At 40.6% G+C, this 17,785-nt stretch carries 14 protein-coding genes and 1 tRNA gene; 9 read left to right on the top strand and 6 right to left on the bottom strand.

Annotated features, from left to right (window positions below):
* The first annotated feature begins 2 nt into the window (after positions 1–2).
* From murC to DDV96_RS00650, 9 genes are all read left to right on the top strand, one after another.
* A complete protein-coding gene (gene murC / locus DDV96_RS00690) occupies positions 3–1,355 on the top strand; it encodes a UDP-N-acetylmuramate--L-alanine ligase (protein WP_116692820.1) in 1,353 nt (450 codons plus the stop codon).
* Positions 1,345–2,076, top strand: coding sequence for a cell division protein FtsQ/DivIB (locus DDV96_RS00685; protein WP_116692819.1), 732 nt, complete (start codon positions 1,345–1,347; stop codon positions 2,074–2,076). The genes murC and DDV96_RS00685 overlap by 11 nt, the downstream gene beginning before the upstream one ends.
* Entirely contained in the window at positions 2,066–3,394 is a 1,329-nt protein-coding gene (ftsA, locus tag DDV96_RS00680) for a cell division protein FtsA (protein ID WP_116692818.1), read from the top strand. Before DDV96_RS00685 ends, ftsA begins: the two co-directional genes overlap by 11 nt.
* A gap of 49 nt (positions 3,395–3,443) precedes the next feature.
* The gene (ftsZ, locus tag DDV96_RS00675) at positions 3,444–5,546 is read left to right on the top strand and encodes a cell division protein FtsZ (protein ID WP_116692817.1); all 2,103 of its coding nucleotides are present in this window, start codon (positions 3,444–3,446) and stop codon (positions 5,544–5,546) included.
* A 107-nt stretch (positions 5,547–5,653) separates the two neighbouring features.
* Positions 5,654–6,106: a GatB/YqeY domain-containing protein gene (locus DDV96_RS00670; protein WP_116692816.1), complete on the top strand. Its 453-nt coding sequence runs from the start codon at positions 5,654–5,656 to the stop codon at positions 6,104–6,106.
* A gap of 45 nt (positions 6,107–6,151) precedes the next feature.
* A tRNA-Arg gene (locus DDV96_RS00665) sits at positions 6,152–6,225 on the top strand.
* A gap of 369 nt (positions 6,226–6,594) precedes the next feature.
* Positions 6,595–6,825 (top strand): hypothetical protein, encoded by a 231-nt coding sequence (locus DDV96_RS00660; RefSeq protein ID WP_116692815.1) that lies wholly within the window; start codon positions 6,595–6,597, stop codon positions 6,823–6,825.
* Positions 6,813–7,124 carry a type II toxin-antitoxin system RelE/ParE family toxin gene (locus DDV96_RS00655; protein ID WP_116692814.1) on the top strand — a complete coding sequence of 104 codons (312 nt, stop codon included), beginning with the start codon at positions 6,813–6,815 and terminating at the stop codon, positions 7,122–7,124. The genes DDV96_RS00660 and DDV96_RS00655 overlap by 13 nt, the downstream gene beginning before the upstream one ends.
* A gap of 234 nt (positions 7,125–7,358) precedes the next feature.
* A complete protein-coding gene (locus DDV96_RS00650) occupies positions 7,359–7,892 on the top strand; it encodes a hypothetical protein (protein WP_116692813.1) in 534 nt (177 codons plus the stop codon).
* A 108-nt stretch (positions 7,893–8,000) separates the two neighbouring features.
* Here DDV96_RS00650 and DDV96_RS00645 read toward each other — a convergent pair whose 3' ends face one another.
* From DDV96_RS00645 to DDV96_RS00620, 6 genes are all read right to left on the bottom strand, one after another.
* Positions 8,001–9,575 carry a SusD/RagB family nutrient-binding outer membrane lipoprotein gene (locus DDV96_RS00645; RefSeq protein WP_116692812.1) on the bottom strand — a complete coding sequence of 525 codons (1,575 nt, stop codon included), beginning with the start codon at positions 9,573–9,575 and terminating at the stop codon, positions 8,001–8,003.
* 6 nt (positions 9,576–9,581) lie between these two features.
* Positions 9,582–12,782, bottom strand: a complete 3,201-nt coding sequence (locus tag DDV96_RS00640; protein ID WP_116692811.1) for a SusC/RagA family TonB-linked outer membrane protein — start codon at positions 12,780–12,782, stop codon at positions 9,582–9,584.
* A gap of 303 nt (positions 12,783–13,085) precedes the next feature.
* Positions 13,086–14,078, bottom strand: coding sequence for a YpdA family putative bacillithiol disulfide reductase (locus DDV96_RS00635; protein ID WP_116693175.1), 993 nt, complete (start codon positions 14,076–14,078; stop codon positions 13,086–13,088).
* A gap of 90 nt (positions 14,079–14,168) precedes the next feature.
* Positions 14,169–16,454: a Periplasmic ligand-binding sensor domain-containing protein gene (locus DDV96_RS00630; protein ID WP_116692810.1), complete on the bottom strand. Its 2,286-nt coding sequence runs from the start codon at positions 16,452–16,454 to the stop codon at positions 14,169–14,171.
* 167 nt (positions 16,455–16,621) lie between these two features.
* A complete protein-coding gene (gene rpe, locus DDV96_RS00625; protein WP_116692809.1) occupies positions 16,622–17,284 on the bottom strand; it encodes a ribulose-phosphate 3-epimerase in 663 nt (220 codons plus the stop codon).
* A gap of 3 nt (positions 17,285–17,287) precedes the next feature.
* The gene (locus tag DDV96_RS00620; RefSeq protein ID WP_165805937.1) at positions 17,288–17,686 is read right to left on the bottom strand and encodes a BLUF domain-containing protein; all 399 of its coding nucleotides are present in this window, start codon (positions 17,684–17,686) and stop codon (positions 17,288–17,290) included.
* Positions 17,687–17,785: the final 99 nt, after the last annotated feature.

Here is a 17,785-nt window from a genome sequence, read left to right as displayed (position 1 = left end):
AAATGAAGCATTTAAACGACATACAAACCCTTTATTTTATCGGTATCGGCGGTATCGGGATGAGTGCGTTGGCCCGGTACTGCAAATTACAGGGCTACAAGGTGTTGGGCTATGATAAAACGGAAAGTCACATCACCGAAACTTTGGAGAAAGAAGGAATTCCGGTGTCTTTTATAGATTCAGTAGATGCGATTTCAAACAAAGGTTATGATAAAAAAACCACGCTGGTAGTGTTTACTCCTGCAGTAAAACAAAGTACAATTTTGACTTGGTTTCAGGAAAACGAATACAAAATCGTAAAACGAGCCACGCTTTTGGGTGAAGTAACCAAAGATACTTTTTGTTTGGCCGTTGCCGGAACGCACGGTAAAACCACGACCTCTGCTATTTTGGGGCATTTATTGGCCGAAACCGGAATGGCGGTGACCGCTTTTTTAGGAGGAATTGCCGAGAATTACAACTCCAATTTCATTTCCAACGGAACAGCAATAACCGTGGTCGAGGCAGACGAGTTTGACCGCTCCTTTATGCAATTGCGTCCCGATATTGCTTGCGTAACCTCTATGGATGCCGACCATTTGGACGTTTATGGCGATATTTCAGAATTTGAAAAAACCTTTGAAGATTTTGCGGCCTTGGTTTCTGAAAAGGATAACCTATTGCACAAAAAAGGGCTTCCGCTTTACGGAAAAACCGTTGCCGTTGAAGAAGAAGCCAATTATGAAGCGCAGCAAGTTCGTATAGAAGAAGGGGGATATGTGTTCAACTTAAAAACCCCAACACAGACCCTAGAAAATTTACGGTTTCAATTACCAGGAAAACACAACCTACACAATGCTGTAACTGCTCTGGGTATGGCGATTTTAGCAGGCTCCCCAACCCATCGCCTACCCGAAGCGTTACAAAGCTTTAAAGGTGTGAAACGTAGGTTTACCTATAAACTAAAAACCGATAATGTGGTGTTGATAGACGATTATGCCCATCACCCCACCGAATTGAACGCGCTATACCAAGCGGTTACAGAAATGTACCCCAATGAGCGGAAATTGATCGTGTTTCAGCCGCATCTTTTCAGCCGGACAAAAGATTTTGCCGGTGGTTTTGCTGAAAGTTTGGCGCAATTTGACGAAGTGATCCTACTAGACATCTATCCGGCAAGAGAAACCCCAATGGAAGGCATTACCTCAAAATGGCTGTTGGAAATGATCGATATGGAACATAAAAAGCTGGTATCAAAAAACGATTTGGTCCAAGCCGTAAAACAATCAAATTGTAGGTTGAAAATAATGGCAGGTGCTGGAGACATTGGCGTTGAGGTGGATAAGGTTAAAAAAAGTTTAGAAAATGAAGCGTAGTTGGGAATACATAAAATTCGTGCTGTTGTTTGGTTTGCTGGTCTTTTTGTTCAGTTTTACCAACCAACGAAATCAAAGCAGAAACCTAACGAAAACCAAGGTGGAATTTTTAGAAGAAAACAGCCCTTTCATTACCCGCCACACCGTTAATAAATTGTTGATACAAAATCACGACAGTGTTACGAGCATGCCAAAAGAAAAGGTAGTTTTGAAAGAGGTGGAGTCTCGCCTGCTCAAAAATGAAATGATACGCAATGCAGAGGTGTTTATTAATTTACAAGGAACACTCGGTGCCAAAATAACACAGCGAAACCCCTTGGGAAGGGTAGCGGCATCACCCGATTATTACATTGATGATGAAGGAAAAAAAATGCCTTTGTCATCCGTGTATGCTGCAAGGGTACCGTTGATTACGGGAACAACGCAATCGTTTTTTACCGAATTGACCCCATTGTTGATTGCCATAGACCAAGATCCGTTTATGAAAAGCAGTGTTGTAGGGTTGGAGCAGCAACAAAATGGGGAAATTGTACTGCGGTTGCGCAAACATGATTTTAAAGTGCTCTTTGGGAAACCAAAAGCCATAGCCAATAAGTTTCAGAACTTTAAGGCATTTTACAAGAAAACAAAACAAGACAATAAGCTTTCAAGCTATAAGTTGGTCAATTTACAATTTGGAAACCAAGTAGTAGCAACAAAAATACAGAGCGATGGAAAATGAGAATATAGCTGTAGGATTAGACATTGGAACCACCAAGATCGTCGCGATGATCGGTCGTAAAAACGAATACGGAAAAGTGGAGATATTGGGTATTGGACGGTCCAAAAGTCTCGGGGTGCACCGGGGAGTTGTGAATAATATCACCCAGACCATCCAGTCCATACAGCAAGCCGTTCAAGATGCCGAGACAGCTTCGGGAATGAAAATCGATAATGTAATGGTGGGCATTGCCGGCCAACACATACGCAGTTTGCAGCACAGTGATTACATAACCCGTAGCGACAGTGATGAGGTAATTGATGAAGCCGATATAGAACGACTGTGCAACCAAGTGCATAAATTGGTCATGTTGCCAGGAGAAGAGATCATCCACGTTCTTCCGCAAGACTTTAAAGTAGATGGACAGGCCGAAATAAAAGAACCCATCGGGATGTACGGTGGCCGTTTGGAAGCTAATTTCCATGTAGTTGTTGGGCAAGTTTCTTCCATACGAAACGTCGGTAGATGCATTAAAAGTGCAGGCTTAAACCTTTCAGCAATTACATTGGAGCCGTTGGCATCGGCAAATGCTGTTTTGAGCACTGAAGAAAAAGAAGCAGGCGTCGCATTGATAGATATTGGAGGCGGAACAACCGATTTGGCCATTTTCAAAGACGGTATCATTCGTCACACCGCAGTAATTCCTTTTGGTGGTGGCGTGATTACTGAAGATATAAAAGAAGGTTGTTCCATTATCGAAAAACAGGCCGAGTTGCTTAAAATCAAATTTGGCTCTGCTTGGCCAGGCGAGAACAAGGAAAACGAAATTGTGTCCATTCCCGGCCTGCGCGGTCGCGAACCTAAGGAAATAACGCTCAAAAACCTATCAAAAATAATCCACGCCCGCACGGTCGAAATTATTGAACAGGCCTATTTGGAAATTAAAAACTACGGCCACGAAGAGCAAAAGAAAAAACTTATTGCCGGGATTGTATTAACAGGGGGAGGTGCCCAATTGCAGCACTTAAAACAGTTGGTAGAGTACATTACCGGAATGGATACCCGCATAGGTTACCCCAATGAGCATTTGGCTGGTGGCAGCGATGATGAAACCACGAGCCCAACCTATGCCACGGCAGTCGGGTTGGTATTAAGCAGTTTGAATAATCAAGAAAAAGCAAAACAAAAACGGCAAGAAAAAGTTGAAGCCGTTGAAAACCAAGAAACAACAAGGCCCGAAGAAAAAGAAGAGCCTAAAAAAGAACCCCCAAAAGAGCGCAGGCGTTTTTTTGACAAGTGGGCCGAAAAATTCAAGGATTTTTTAGATAACGCAGAATAAAAGAAAAAAACAGAAAAAAGGAAAAAGAAACCTCACAAAAACAAACAATATGAGCAGCAACACAGATTTTAACAACATTTCGTTCGATCTGCCCAAGAACCAGTCAAACGTCATTAAGGTAATTGGCGTTGGTGGCGGGGGCAGCAATGCGATCAATCACATGTTCAACCAAGGCATAAAAGGGGTTGACTTTGTGATATGCAATACCGACGCACAGGCATTGGAAAACAGCTCCGTGCCCATAAAAATCCAATTGGGTGTTTCGCTTACCGAAGGACTTGGAGCTGGGGCAAACCCCCAGATAGGCGAACAGTCTGCCATGGAAAGTATGGAAGAGATTAAAAGCATGCTCACCACCAATACAAAAATGATCTTTATCACAGCCGGAATGGGCGGTGGTACCGGTACTGGAGCGGCGCCCATCATTGCAAAAATGGCTAAAGAGCTTGATATTTTAACGGTAGGGATCGTTACCATCCCCTTTCAGTTTGAAGGGAAAACCCGAAACGAACAAGCACAGATTGGTGTGGAGAAATTGCGTCAAAATTGTGACTCGCTCATCGTCATCAATAACAACAAACTGCGTGAGGTCTATGGAAATTTAGGGTTTAAGGCCGGTTTTTCCAAAGCAGACGAAGTGCTTGCCACTGCTGCCCGTGGTATTGCCGAGGTAATTACCCACCACTACACCCAGAACATTGACTTGCGCGATGCCAAAACAGTACTGGCCAACAGTGGTACTGCTATTATGGGAAGTGCAAGTGCTACAGGTGCAAAACGTGCCAGTGAGGCTATTGGTAAAGCGCTGGACTCCCCATTACTGAACGATAATAAAATAAAAGGTGCCAAAAACGTGCTGTTGCTCATCGTTTCAGGTACCGAAGAAATTACCATTGACGAAATAGGCGAGATAAGCGATCACATTCAAGACGAGGCCGGCCACAGCGCCAATATCATTATGGGTGTGGGCGAAGATGAAAAACTGGAAGGAGCCATTGGTATCACCGTTATTGCCACGGGGTTCAATGCCGAACAACAAGATGACATCGTCAATACCGAAAGCAAAAAAATAATCCATACGTTAGAGGACGAACAAAAAGCAGAACAGGACCTTTCGGTAAAACCTGGAGCCACACCTGTTGAATTGCCCAAAAAGGACAACAAACCTCTAAAAGAAGAAAAGCCGATTATTAAGCATACTTTGTTTGAAGAAGAAGAGGTTGAAGAAAAAATGCCTCCTGTCACTAAACCAAAACAGCCTGAAGCTTCGCATACGGTGGCAAAACAAGAACAATCAGTGCCTTTTGAAGGGTATGTGGAAACTTCAGAATTATTGAAAAATATAGATGTTTCTTATGAAGAAATAGACATCCACCGTATAGCCGAATTTGAACAATTGGTGATCAATGAGATGGACGTTAATGATTTTGTGATCGTAGAACCGAAAAGGAAAGAAGGCAGCCAAGCTTCCGAAGAAAAGACACCAACAAGACAGGAACCAATATCGCAAAACGACGAGCAAATGCTGATGTTCGATCTTCCCGTTAACAAGGTTTCAGAATCAAATAAGAATTATGGGCAAGACCGTTCAAAACGTGGGGAACATAGTCAAAACACGAATAAAAAACAAGAAGACGGCCAAGAGGCATTAACTTCAGATATTGACGCTATTGAAGTAAACGACCACGTTGAGGTAATCCCGGTGACCGAAGTTTCCAACGAAGGGGTAAAACGCTATAGTTTGGATGATTACCAAGAAAAAGAAGAGGAGCTTTTAAACGCTAAACCCGATGGAAAAGCCGATGATGCGATAGCGGAAGAGTTGGTTTTTGAAAAGAAAACCGTAACACCTTCCGAAAAAGAAACCGAAGCCGAACAAGATGAGGTGGACCCTATGAACTCACCAATCTCAAAATTACTGAAAGAGCGTACCGAAGAGCGAAAGCGTAAGATGAAGGATTTTAATTATAAATTCAGGAACAGCAGTTCAAAAATTGAAGATATCGAAAAACAACCTGCGTATAAGCGTATGGGCATTGATCTGGATGAGAATACCTCGGACAGCTCGCTTTCGCGCACATCGGTAAACAGTGACGATGACGATATAGAGCTGCGCAGCAACAACTCGTTTTTGCACGACAATGTCGATTAAGTTATATTGCGATCATTTATTAAACCTACGAGGCTTCCTTGTAGGTTTTTTTCTTTAGAAATAAAAATAGATTGCCTATCTTCGCGTATTGTTAAAAAATAAAGATGATGAGCTTACAAAAGCAGGTAATGGAGGCGATGAAAAAAGCCATGAAAGAAAAAGATGCCAATGCCTTGGAAGCGTTGCGGTCAGTGAAATCGGCTATATTGATGGCACAGACTGAAAGCGGAGCCAAACAAGAGCTCACCGAAGCCGAGGAGGTTAAATTGCTTCAAAAGCAGGTAAAACAGCGTAAAGACAGTGCTGCCATTTACAAAGAACAGGGCAGGGAAGACCTCGCAGCTCCTGAATTAAAACAAGCAGCCATCATCGAAGGTTTTTTACCTGAACAAATGAGCAATGAAGAAGTGGCCCAGGTTGTTGACGCAATTATTGCTGAAACCGGCGCTTCTTCTATGAAAGATATGGGAAAAGTAATGGGGATGGCCAATAAGAAAATAGCCGGCCAAGCAGATGGAAAAACCATTTCTGGGATTGTTAAAGAGAAATTAAGTCAATAGAACCTGCCAAAGTTTATGCTGAGCGTAATCAAAATGCAGGAATTAGGCCGCGTAGTTCAACTGGATAGAATATCAGATTTCGGCTCTGAGGGTTGAGGGTTCGAATCCTTCCGCGGTCACACATAAAAAAGCGCAACACCTTTAATTATAGGCATTGCGCTTTTATTTTTGCTTGATTTTCCCGACATTTTCCCAACATCTAACGTATTTATTATAACGTTTTTTGTTTATCTTGATTTTTAAATTTATTATAATTAGCTAAATATAAATAGTTAAGTGTCTTAGCTTAGGTATCTTCAAATTTTATGATTGTTTAATAGGTAAGAGAATTAAAATAATTTTTGTGAGTTACTTTAGCTTCTTTACTTAAAAGCATAGAAAGTAGTTCTTATCTACTGAAAATAGAGTTTGTAGAACTATAAACAGGTATAAAATTTGTTGTAGTTTTAGTATCTTTACAAGGTATTGCCAGAATATATTATATAATTATGACACATATTGAAGAAATCAGGCGTAGTATAATAAATAAAATTCTTTCTATTACAAATGCAGAACTATTATCAGCTTATGATAAGATACTTACTGGTAATAACGATGAACTTTTATCGTTAACTGAAGAACAAATAGAAATGCTTAAAATGAGTGATGCGGATATTGAAAATGAAAATTTAGTATCACAATCCGAAATTGACAAAATGGATGCTGAATGGCTCAATTAACATTAGTTTGGACCAAGACAGCTTTAAAACAGCGTAATCTCATTTTTAAATATTGGAATAAAAGAAATAAGAGCACAGAATATTCTAAACGATTGCGAAATGTAATTGATGAAAGAACAAAGTTGATTCTCTCATTTCCAGAGATGGGTAAAAAAGCTGAATATGGCAATCATCTAACAGTACCATTGGAGCATTATACTATTTTTTATAGAAAAGTTGAAGAGAAAATAGTTATTACAGCTTTATGGGATAACAATCAAAACCCTAAGAAGTTATTGAAAATTTTAAAAGATAACTAACAAATCTCCAAAATATAAAAATAATTCTCCTTTAAATTATAGCATGAACATGGCATCCATTACTTTTTGAAAAGATTAGCTTAATAGCTACGTTCAAAAAGTTAGAACAGTTTTAGCTCAAGATTATTACCTATAAAGGGTTTGCTTGATCAAGCCTTTTTTTTATGCTTTGTTTTTTTCGAATGTTCTTTAAAATATCCGTATTTTTTCAACTGAACAAAAAAATATAAGACAATGAATAAAATTTTAAGCATAGGTTCCCGAATCGATCACGAAGCATACGGAAAAGGTGTAATTACCAATGTATCGCCTACGATGTACTGGGTAACTTTTATTGACAAAGGCTTAGAAACCATTGATGTGGATTCAAATTTTGAAGTCATCGAAGCTTGCGAGGATGAATTGGATACGGTAAGTTTTTATGAAGTGGAAAAAACGCTGCGCAACATTCTAAAGAAATGGAACGGCTTTTCTGAAATCGTGCCTATTGCCGATAAATACAAGGGAGGCACTTTAATCCTTCAACCCAAAGACGGTAATTTATCCAACAAAGAAATTCCTATCGATTCTTTTTTCCACAAAATCGTGATGCTACGGGACCGGCTACGGGTGATGGAACAGAAAATAAACTCTAATAAGGGACTGGAAGATCAAGATAAGGTGGACTTGCAACAATACATCACGCGTTGCTATGGTAGTTTGACTACTTTTAATGTGCTTTTTAAAAACAAAAGCCAATATTTTAAAGGGGAAGGCTCTAAAAAGTAAACAACTTCTGTTTCTACGTTCATATTTTATAAAACAAAGAAGCCGCTAATTTTAGCGGCTTCTTTTATATTACTTGCTACTGTGAGGTAGCAATTTTATGGGTTGTTCTTAGTCGACGTCCCAGAACAATTTTGCAGTGATAACATCGCCACCATCTAAGCCTTGTACGGCTTCGGCACGGTTGGCACCATTTAAGGTCTGCAATATTTGTGGGTAACGTAACCTTGTTGGTAGGTCGGTAAGACCTTGTCCAGCTTCAAACACATAGGTGTCAACTTCTGCAGCTGCGGCTTGCTCAGGTGGCAACGTAATGGTTTCACCTGGCATTACCAATGTACTTGGGAATCCTGTTCTTCTGTATTCAGACCAAGCTTCATGCGGTTGCATATACAAGCCAACATATTTCTGGTTCAATACGGTTTCTTCGGTTGCTGCTGGTAGGCTTCCTACAAAAGCAGTTACATCTGCTTCTGCAACGCCCCAGCGCTCCATAGAAGCACGAACACCGTTTTCATATTCACCTTGATCCCAGTTGTTGTTTTCTGAAAGGATAAAGGCAACTTCAGCGTATTCCATCAATACTTCACCATAATCTGGATCGATAATCTTTCCGCTTGGGAACGAGTAAAGATCAAAGCCTAAAGTGTTGGCCAATGGGAACGCATAAGGAATCCCTACGTAATCATCATAATCCTCGCTTCTGTCATAGCTATTGGATTTAATAGAAGCAATAGAAGCATCTTTTGGTGCAGCCATTTCAAATAGTCGAGGGTCTGGGCCAAAAGATCCAGTATCTCCTTTTAATAGGTCAACAAATGGCTTTGCAACGGCAAAGTCAGTACGGTCTAAGAAAGCTAACCAAAATGGCGAGCCATTCGTGTCGTTAGCTTCATAAGGTTGTACGGCGTTGTCGTCGTTAGAGGTAAATACCCCAGAAGCAATCGCTGCGCTCATCGCGTTGTTGGCCGTGGCAGGATCCACTTCTTTCAAACGGTTGGCAACCCTTAAAATTAAAGAGTTGGCAAACTTTTTCCAGTTTGTTGCATCACCACTGAAGATATTATCGCCCGAGGTAAATACAGGTTCAGAAGTATTGATCATATCTGCAGCTTCTCTTAGCTCTTTAAGAACATCGGCATAGATTTTCTCTTGTGGTGCAAATTTTGGTGAAAGAAATACATCTATTTGCAATGCTTGAAAATCAGGGTCATCACTGCCATAAGAATAATAAGGCACATCACCGAAGAAATCAGTTAACCTGTGAAACATATAGGCTAACATAATTCTCGAAGCAGCAATTTGGTTGTTGTTGTTACCAACTGCTGAAGCTGCTACAGCAGTTTCAGGATTGCTGTTAATTTCGATGATCGATTTAAATTCCGTTGCAACTAAATACGTATTGCGGTACAAGCTTTCAGCAGTGGTTTCACGGTATAAGTACCGGTCTTCATCTGCGTAAGCGTTTTGCCCCCAATATTGCATCCAAGGGAGTGTCAATCTACCCGAGTTGAAATCATCGCGTAGAAAATCTGTGTATTGTTTTGTTGCACTATTGAAAATCGTGTTGGGTAACACGCTTTCCGGTGCGTTTGGGTTTTTATTATAGTCCGATAAATCATCGCTACAGGATATAAACCCAGTAGTTGATGCGAACAATAATGTTATTATGAATATCTTTTTCATCTTTTTTTAAAATTTAAGTTCAACATTTACACCAATTGAGCGTGTTGATGGCAACGAACCACCTTCAGACCCTTGAATGTTTCCACTACCAGAAGTTGCTACTTCTGGGTCAAAGTTGTCATTGTCCAAGCCCCATACAAACAAGTTTCTACCGAAAGCAGATACCCGTACCGAGCTTAAATCACCTACCCATTCAGAAGGTAGGGTATAGCCTAATGAAAGTTCACGTAACTTCACATAATCGGCATCAAAAACGTTTATAGCATCTGGACCAAAGTAGTGATCCACACCTTCCAATTGTGCAGGAATCACGGTGGTGTTTGGTGCCGTATTGGTAACGGTATAGGTACCGTCATCATTATAGGTAACATCACCGGTAACGCCGTCTAGTACCGTACCTACTTCGCGTTTGTTGTTAGTAACAGTAGATTCTAAAATACCAGAATAGTTCCCCCATAGGTTGGTTAAAGAACGGTATTTACCGCCTTTTTGCCAATCGATCAAGAAACTCAATCTAATACCTTTGTATTCAAAACTGTTTCTCAAGCCCATGTTAAAGTCTGGCAATACAGAACCAAGATTTTCCACATCTGGAGTTTCTAAATATCTTCCTTCAGCACTTACCACTTTGTTTCCTTCATCATCATATACAAAGTTGGTCCCTCTAATAACGCCATAAGGCTCTCCTACAACGCCATTTATGGTAACCCCGTTAAATGGGAAGCGTGCAATTTGCAAAGATTCAACACCTTCGATCAACTCTAACAATTCGTTTTCGTTTTTGGCGAAGTTCCAGGTAAGATCCCACCTGAAATCTTCACTTTTCAATGGCGTGATATTAACCAAGGCTTCGATACCTTTGTTTTCCAGTTTACCGGCATTGGTAAAAGTACCATTATATCCAGCACCCGGATCAATTTGTACCGGTGTAATCAAGTCGCTGGTTTGCTCATTGTAATAGGTAAGATCAAAGCTCAGCCTGTTCTTAAAGAATGCCATCTCCAAACCTACTTCCCACGTATCTTTGATTTCGGGTTTAAGTTCAGGATTTAGTTTTGTACCTGAGTTTTGGAACTGAATTACACTAAAAAATGATGGACCACTAAAGAAAGTATTTATTAAATTATATGGATCTGTATCACTACTCACTTGCGCAAGACCACCTCTTAATTTACCAAACGACAACCAATCGGCATCAATAAGTTGAGAAAATACTAAACTGGCATTGGCCGATGGATAAAAATAACTGTTGTTGTCATCAGGTAGGGTAGAAGACCAGTCATTACGTCCTGTTACAGTAAGATAGGCAAAATTATCCCAACCAAAAGATGCTGATCCAAAGACACTGTTTACGCGTTTTCTTGAATCGAAATCATCCACTGCAGCATCGTTATTGGAGTTGTTTAAGTTGTAGATACCTGGAGTGGCTAATCCCCCGCGGGTATTTCCATTTAATCTATGGAATTCGTTATCCCGACGGTTGGTGCCCACAAAGGTGTTCAAACTCAATTTATCGTCAAAGAATTTGTTGTCATAATGTAAACGCGCTTCGTAGTTGATTTCTTCAAAATTTCTATCGCTTTCAGAATAGCTGGAAGGCGCTTGCGATCCAATGGCTGTACGTTCAGAGATACGTAGGTTGTACGTGTCTGCATATACTTTACTTACTACATATAACTCATCAGTAATATTGTACTGCAATCCTAAGTTTCCATACCAACGGCTACGTTTATCTTCGGATGTATTCTCATAAAGAGTCCAATACGGGTTGTCTGTATATCGTGGTGTTGGATCATTGAATGCAGTACGGTTCCAAGTACGTTGACGACCGTTTGGCAGTTTGTATTTTTTAAGGCGTTCGTAATCCAATTGGGTCTGGCCGAATTGGTACAATTGCTGTATAACTCCTTCGCCAGTATAACCAATAGCCGGGCGGTTAAAGCCTTCTGTAACGGTAAAGTTTACCCCAGCATCAACTTTTAATCGGTCTGTTAATTGTGACATCCCGTTGAAGTTGATACTTGTTTTGTCCAGTTGCGTGTTCGGCACAATACCTTTAGTTTGTGTGTTGTTAACCGATAAACGCATATTAGAGTTTTCGCTTCCTTGGCTAAAAGCTACACCATTGTTTAATGAAATACCTGTGTTGAAAAAGTCTTCTTTGTCATAGTCAGGGTATTTCCATTCCCTTGGGTTTAAGTAATCGTTCGGGAACTCAGGATCGAAGTTGTCCCACTGCAATACTTGTTGCCCGTCATATTTAGGCCCCCAAGATTCATCAGTGGCAAAGTCAGCGATCTTATAAGTAGTACCATTAATCACAGCGGTATCAAAACCTACTTGTTCAATAGTACCGGCATTACCGCCACCACCTCCGTAGAGCTTTTGTACTTTAGGAAGCACGTTTACGCTTTCGAAAGTAACACCAGAGTTTACTGTAATTTCGGCTTTACCTTCTTTACCAGATTTTGTGGTAATCAAGATAACCCCGTTTTGTGCACGTGATCCATAAAGTGCTGCTGCAGCACCACCTTTAAGCACGTTTACGCTCTCAACGTCATCTGGGTTGATGTCAAAAGCGGCATCACCATAATCACGGCCTCCGCCACCAGTTTGGGTGGAAGTGGAGTTGTAGTTGGAGTTATCCAATGGGATACCGTCCACTACAATAAGCGGTTTGTTTTCTTGGGTAATCGATCCAGGCCCCCTTAATAGGATACGGGTTGAACCTCCCAAAGAACCTGAAGGAGAAGAAATCGAAACCCCTGCAACTTTACCCGATAATGAGTTAAGTGCGTTTGAAGGTCGTGTTTCGGTCAACTCTTCACTTTCTACCTGTTGGGTGGAATACCCTAAGGATTTCTTTTCCCTTGAAATACCAAGGGCAGTAACTACTACAGTTTCAAGAGCTTCTCCTTGCTCAAGAACGACGTCGATTGTGTTGCTTTCGCCCACAACGACTTCTTTAGGCGTGTACCCAACGTAACTGAATACTAAGGTTTCGCCTGTCGAGGCTTCAATGGTGTAATTTCCATCAAAGTCGGTTTGTGTTCCGGTCGAAGTGCCCTTTACTAAAATGTTTACTCCCAGTAAAGGAACTCCAGACGCATCTTGTACTGATCCCGTAATTTGTTTCTCTTGGGCAAACACCGTTTGCACCATTACGAAAGACAGTAACGTTAACAGAATTTTAAATTTTTGTCTCATATGTGTATTTTTTGTTAAGCTTGATACAAATCTATTTAATTTGTGGGCTTTATGCCTTTAATAAACGTTAAATTTTTTATCGGTTTTTTAACATTTGTTTATAGCGTTAATAATCAACCCTTTAAAGGTTGGTTTAGTGTTTAAATACCATTAAAACTGGGGCTTCCGTGAGGTTGACTGTCCTACTTTTGCTGTAAAAAAAACGATTTTATACTACTGAAAGCAGGTTTTTATTAACAGGCAACGGGCGTTATTGGCTCTTTTTTACGATAAAAACGTGTTAACAACGTGTTTTTTAGTAAGCTATTTCGTTAGTTCCTTTGTCCTGCGCTGTTTAGTGGCAATGTCCTTGGCAATAACCTTAGCGTGAATTCTTGAATTTTCAATAAACCATTTGTGGGTTTCCATCCCACCACAAATAACACCGGCCAAATACAAATTGGGGATGTTGGTTTCCATGGTCTTGGGGTTGTATTTTGGGAAATAGTTACCTTCATCTGAAAGTTCGATACCCAAGGTTTCCAAGAATTTAAAATCGGGGCGGTAGCCGGTCAGTGCCACCACAAAATCATTGGGAATGGTTTTTGTGCCTTCAGGCGTTTCCACGATAACTTCTTGTTGTTTTATCGTTTTGATTTCCGAATTGAAATATGCTTTGATGCTTCCTTCTGCAATGCGGTTTTCAATATCGGGTTTTACCCAGTATTTTACACGTTCTCCAATGGTTGCTCCTCTAATTACCATAGTGACATTTCCGCCTTTGCGCCATATTTCCAAAGCGGCATCGACCGATGAGTTGCTCGCCCCAACAACAATGGTATTCTGCATAACGTAGGGGTGTGCTTCTTTGTAATAGTGTGAAACTTTCGGTAAATCTTCCCCGGGTACCCCCAACAATTTTGGGATGTCGTAAAAACCAGTGCTGACAATAATATTATTTACTTCAAAGGTGTTTTTTTCTGAAATGACAATAAAAGTTCCATCGGTTTGTTTTTCAACATCGGTAATGGTTTCGTATAAATGAATGTTCAGCTCGTTGGAAGTGGCGACCCTCCGGTAATATTCCAGGGCCTCATTGCGAGTGGGCTTGGGGTTGTTGCTGATGAACGGAATACCATCGATCTCCAATTTTTCCGAAGTGGAAAAAAAGGTCATGTTCAATGGATAATTGTAAAGAGAGTTGGTCAAGGTGCCTTTTTCAACCACCACATAATCGATATTTCGTTTTTTACATTCCAAAGCACAGGCAATGCCAATAGGGCCCGCGCCGATGATGAGCACTTCTTTTTCGGTAATCACAAGGTGTTTTTATGCAAAGATAAGAAAAGCCTGCTTGGTTGCCCAAAACAGGCTTATTCTAAAAAATAAGCAAAATACTGATTTCGCCTATTTTTTTAGAAGTTTTATAGTACTGCTCTTTTGGCTTGATAGTATTTCACAAAAATAAATACCACTTTTTTGATTAGATAGGTCTAACGTAAAATTATTCGTGCCGATAACGGGTTTTTTAAGGTCAAAGCGTTTAACTCTCCTTCCCAACACGTCATAAATATTTATTGAGACCGGTTTGGTGTCTTTGACGTTAAAGGAAATAGTTGTGGTGCTTGTAAAAGGATTTGGGTAGCTTATGCCTTTTTCTGAAATTTCCAGGGCAAAACCTGAAACTCCAAGTGTACGTTCCAATGTTCTGTCAATACATTTAAAACCGCTAATCCCATTGGGGTTATAAATACTGAAGCCTTCACTTTGGGTCAATGCCCAGATGTTGCCAAACTCATCCACTGCAATGTCTTCCACTTGTTTATGTGCCAATGGTGAATCTGCTGCTAAAAAGGTTGTAAAGGTATTGCCGGTCCCCTCAAAATATGAAATGCCTCCATAATACGGATATGTGTGTGTATTGTGCGCACTTATGTAAATATTGTTATTCGCATCTATATCGATAGCCCTAACGTTGTCAGCGGCAATGTTGCTATTGGTAGTGTTCCAGTTTGTCCAATCGGTACCATCATATTTCCAAAGGCCCAATGTAGTAGCAACCCACATTACATCATTGCTGTCAAATTGAATATCGTTCACATGTTCAATACCTACAGTTGATAAATCCATTCTGCTCCAAGTGTCATTGTCATAAATGTCTATGCCTTGATAATGCCCCAAGTACATTTTTCCGCCAGACCGGGCTGTCATGCAATCTGGGTTACTCGTTAGGCCATTTGATAAATCCCATTGCGTCCAGGTGTCAGCAGTTTTGTCATACATAAAAGTATTTCCGTAATACGTTCTTAAAAAAACCAATCCATTGTCTGTAGCTTCTACTTCTTGAACAAGTTGAAGATTGGGATGAGCGGTAGTGTTATCCCAAATCACCCAAGAAGCATAATCGCTATAATTGCCGTTTGGCACTTGTATGGCATATCCTGAGGTTCCATCGTAGGTAAACCAAATGTCGCCATCTGCATCTTCAGTAATGGAAGTGCCAATGGTTGTTTGATAGTGCGGTTGTGGGTTAGGGAATAGCCCTTCATTGTTGGGACCATAGACTTCCCAGTTTGGACAGTCGAACACCTGAATGCCACCACCGCCATTTGCAAACCATCTACGACCTTGGCTATCAATGAAAATATCATCGTTAAAATTATCTGGTAACCCTGTATTGTTTCGTGTATATCGTGTCCATTCGATGCCATCAAATTTACTGACCACTCCTGAGCCCGATATCCAGTAATTACCATCGGCATCAATGTAACAATCAAATATGGTGAAGTTTGTGGTTTCCGCTATCCAATCGGTTCCATCAAAAATCAAAGACCTAGAACTGCTTCCTTCGGTTAAAATTATCTTATCCCCCCTGATTGCAATAGAAGTTGCATTCAAATTTGAAACAGGTAATTCACTGCTCGTTATGTGGGTCCAGTCTGTTCCGTCAAAAATATCCACTGCATTACCAACGAGCGACCAAACCCTGTCTTGATCGTCAATGACAACTTCACGAATATTGTTTGAAGATAGTCCGCTGTTTGCAGTATTAAACGCTGTCCAGTCAACACCATCGTATTTTATCAGCCCGTTTTCTGAGGCAATCCACTTAACATCGTTTCCGTCTATGGCAATATCATTGAATTTTGTTGCTGCAGGAAGGCCGGAATTATCACTGGTGTAATATTCCCATTGAATGCCGTTGTAAAATCCTATTCCGTTCACCGTATTATCGGCATTGGTGGTAACGGCCCAAAGATCATTGTTTAGGCCAATGGCCATGGCCTCGGTTTGATCTGCCAAAAGAGGACTGTTTGTGGTATCGAAATGTTGCCAATCCAATCCATCGCTAGAGGTTGCGATGCCTTTTTCGGTACCTACCCAGATTACTCCCGTATGGTCAAAATCGATATCGAATATGAGCCCGTTTGGCAAATAATTTTCTGCATAGGTCCCCCAGTTGGTATAAACGGTATCGTTTGTGGCAATGCGGACCAAGCTTCCTTCATCTGAAGAAGAGGTGTAGCCGCCTGTCCAAACGTTATTGAAGTTATCCCCTTTAATGGTGAAGTGCAATTGGCCACCAATCCCGGTGTTATCGGAACGTATGTACGTCCAGTTCGGGTCTGTTTGTGCTTGAAGTTGAATGGTTAAGGCAAATAAAAATAAGCTGATCAGTAGTTTTGTTTTCATGATTTTCCTTTTTAATACAACAGGCTTGCCTAAAAAAACCCTACCTTTTTTTGAAAAATCAATGGATGGATTTTGTTATTCTGTTGCTTATAAAGTTATAAAAAAAACAAAAAGGAAACTACAAGAACTTGATTTAGAAGTTGTTTAGAAATGTATTTGTAAATTTTTTATTGCTGGGTTAGTGCTGCCAAATTTTCAATGGTGTCTATTGGGTTTTCAGACCCAAACACATAGCTTCCAGCCACGAGCACATCGGCACCGGCATTGACCAGTTGTTTTGCGTTTTTGTTGGTCACCCCGCCATCAATTTCAATCTTGGTGGAAGCTCCCTTTTCTGAAATAAGCTGTTTTAATTCTTGTACTTTTTCATAGGTGTTTTCAATAAACGATTGTCCGCCAAACCCCGGGTTTACGCTCATCATGCAAACCAAATCAATATCCTTGATGGTGTCTTTTAAAACTGAAACATTGGTATGCGGGTTCAGTGCTACACCAGCTTGCATCCCTTCGGCCTTGATGGCTTGCAGTGTTCTGTGCAAGTGTGTGGAGGCTTCGTAATGCACTGTTAAGGTGTTGGTTCCCAATAAGGCAAAGTCTTTTATGTACCGCTCGGGCTGGACAATCATTAAATGTACATCCAATGGTTTTTTGGCATGGCGCGAAATAGCTTCAATCACGGGCATGCCAAACGAAATGTTGGGCACGAACACACCGTCCATGACATCTAAATGAAACCAGCCGGCTTCGCTGTTGTTTACTACATCGATGTCTTTTTTAAGGTTGGCAAAATCTGCTGCGAGGATGGAAGGGGCAATAATGGGCTGGCTCATAATTTAAATTAAAAAAGGTTCTAAAAGGCTCAACACACTTGACGATAAAGGGGTTTTGTCCTTGTTATTGTTTAAATAGACGTTCAGGTTTTTTAAATCGCTACTTGTTTTCACGATGCTAAAACCAGATTTGTACCCTGCAAAGGTACGGCCTTCATTTTGTTTGTTGAAAATCGTAATGATATTTTTATGGCGGTTGTCTTTTTTTATGATGTCAAACAGCGGGTGCAGCCTGTCTTTGTCACCTTCTAAGACTTGAAGGAAATTTCCGTAGTAAAAGAGCAAAATCCCGCTTATTTCTTGGTCGATGTTGCGAGACTGGGTTTTTTTGAAAAGTTGTTTCAACTCGTGGTCTGGCAAATTGCCTGCTGCACTGCTTAAATAACAGATGGTATGGTTCATCTTGGATGGTGTTAGGTTGTTTTTCAAATATACCATAAAAAACCTCCAGTTATGGGCTGGAGGTCAATCAATAATTTGTTGTTTGAAAAAAAAATGTAA

Origin of the sequence: Marixanthomonas spongiae (assembly GCF_003095375.1) — a bacterium.
Lineage (GTDB): Bacteria > Bacteroidota > Bacteroidia > Flavobacteriales > Flavobacteriaceae > Marixanthomonas > Marixanthomonas spongiae.
Note: the sequence above shows the minus strand (reverse complement) of the source record. Positions and strands in the feature narration are given on the sequence as shown.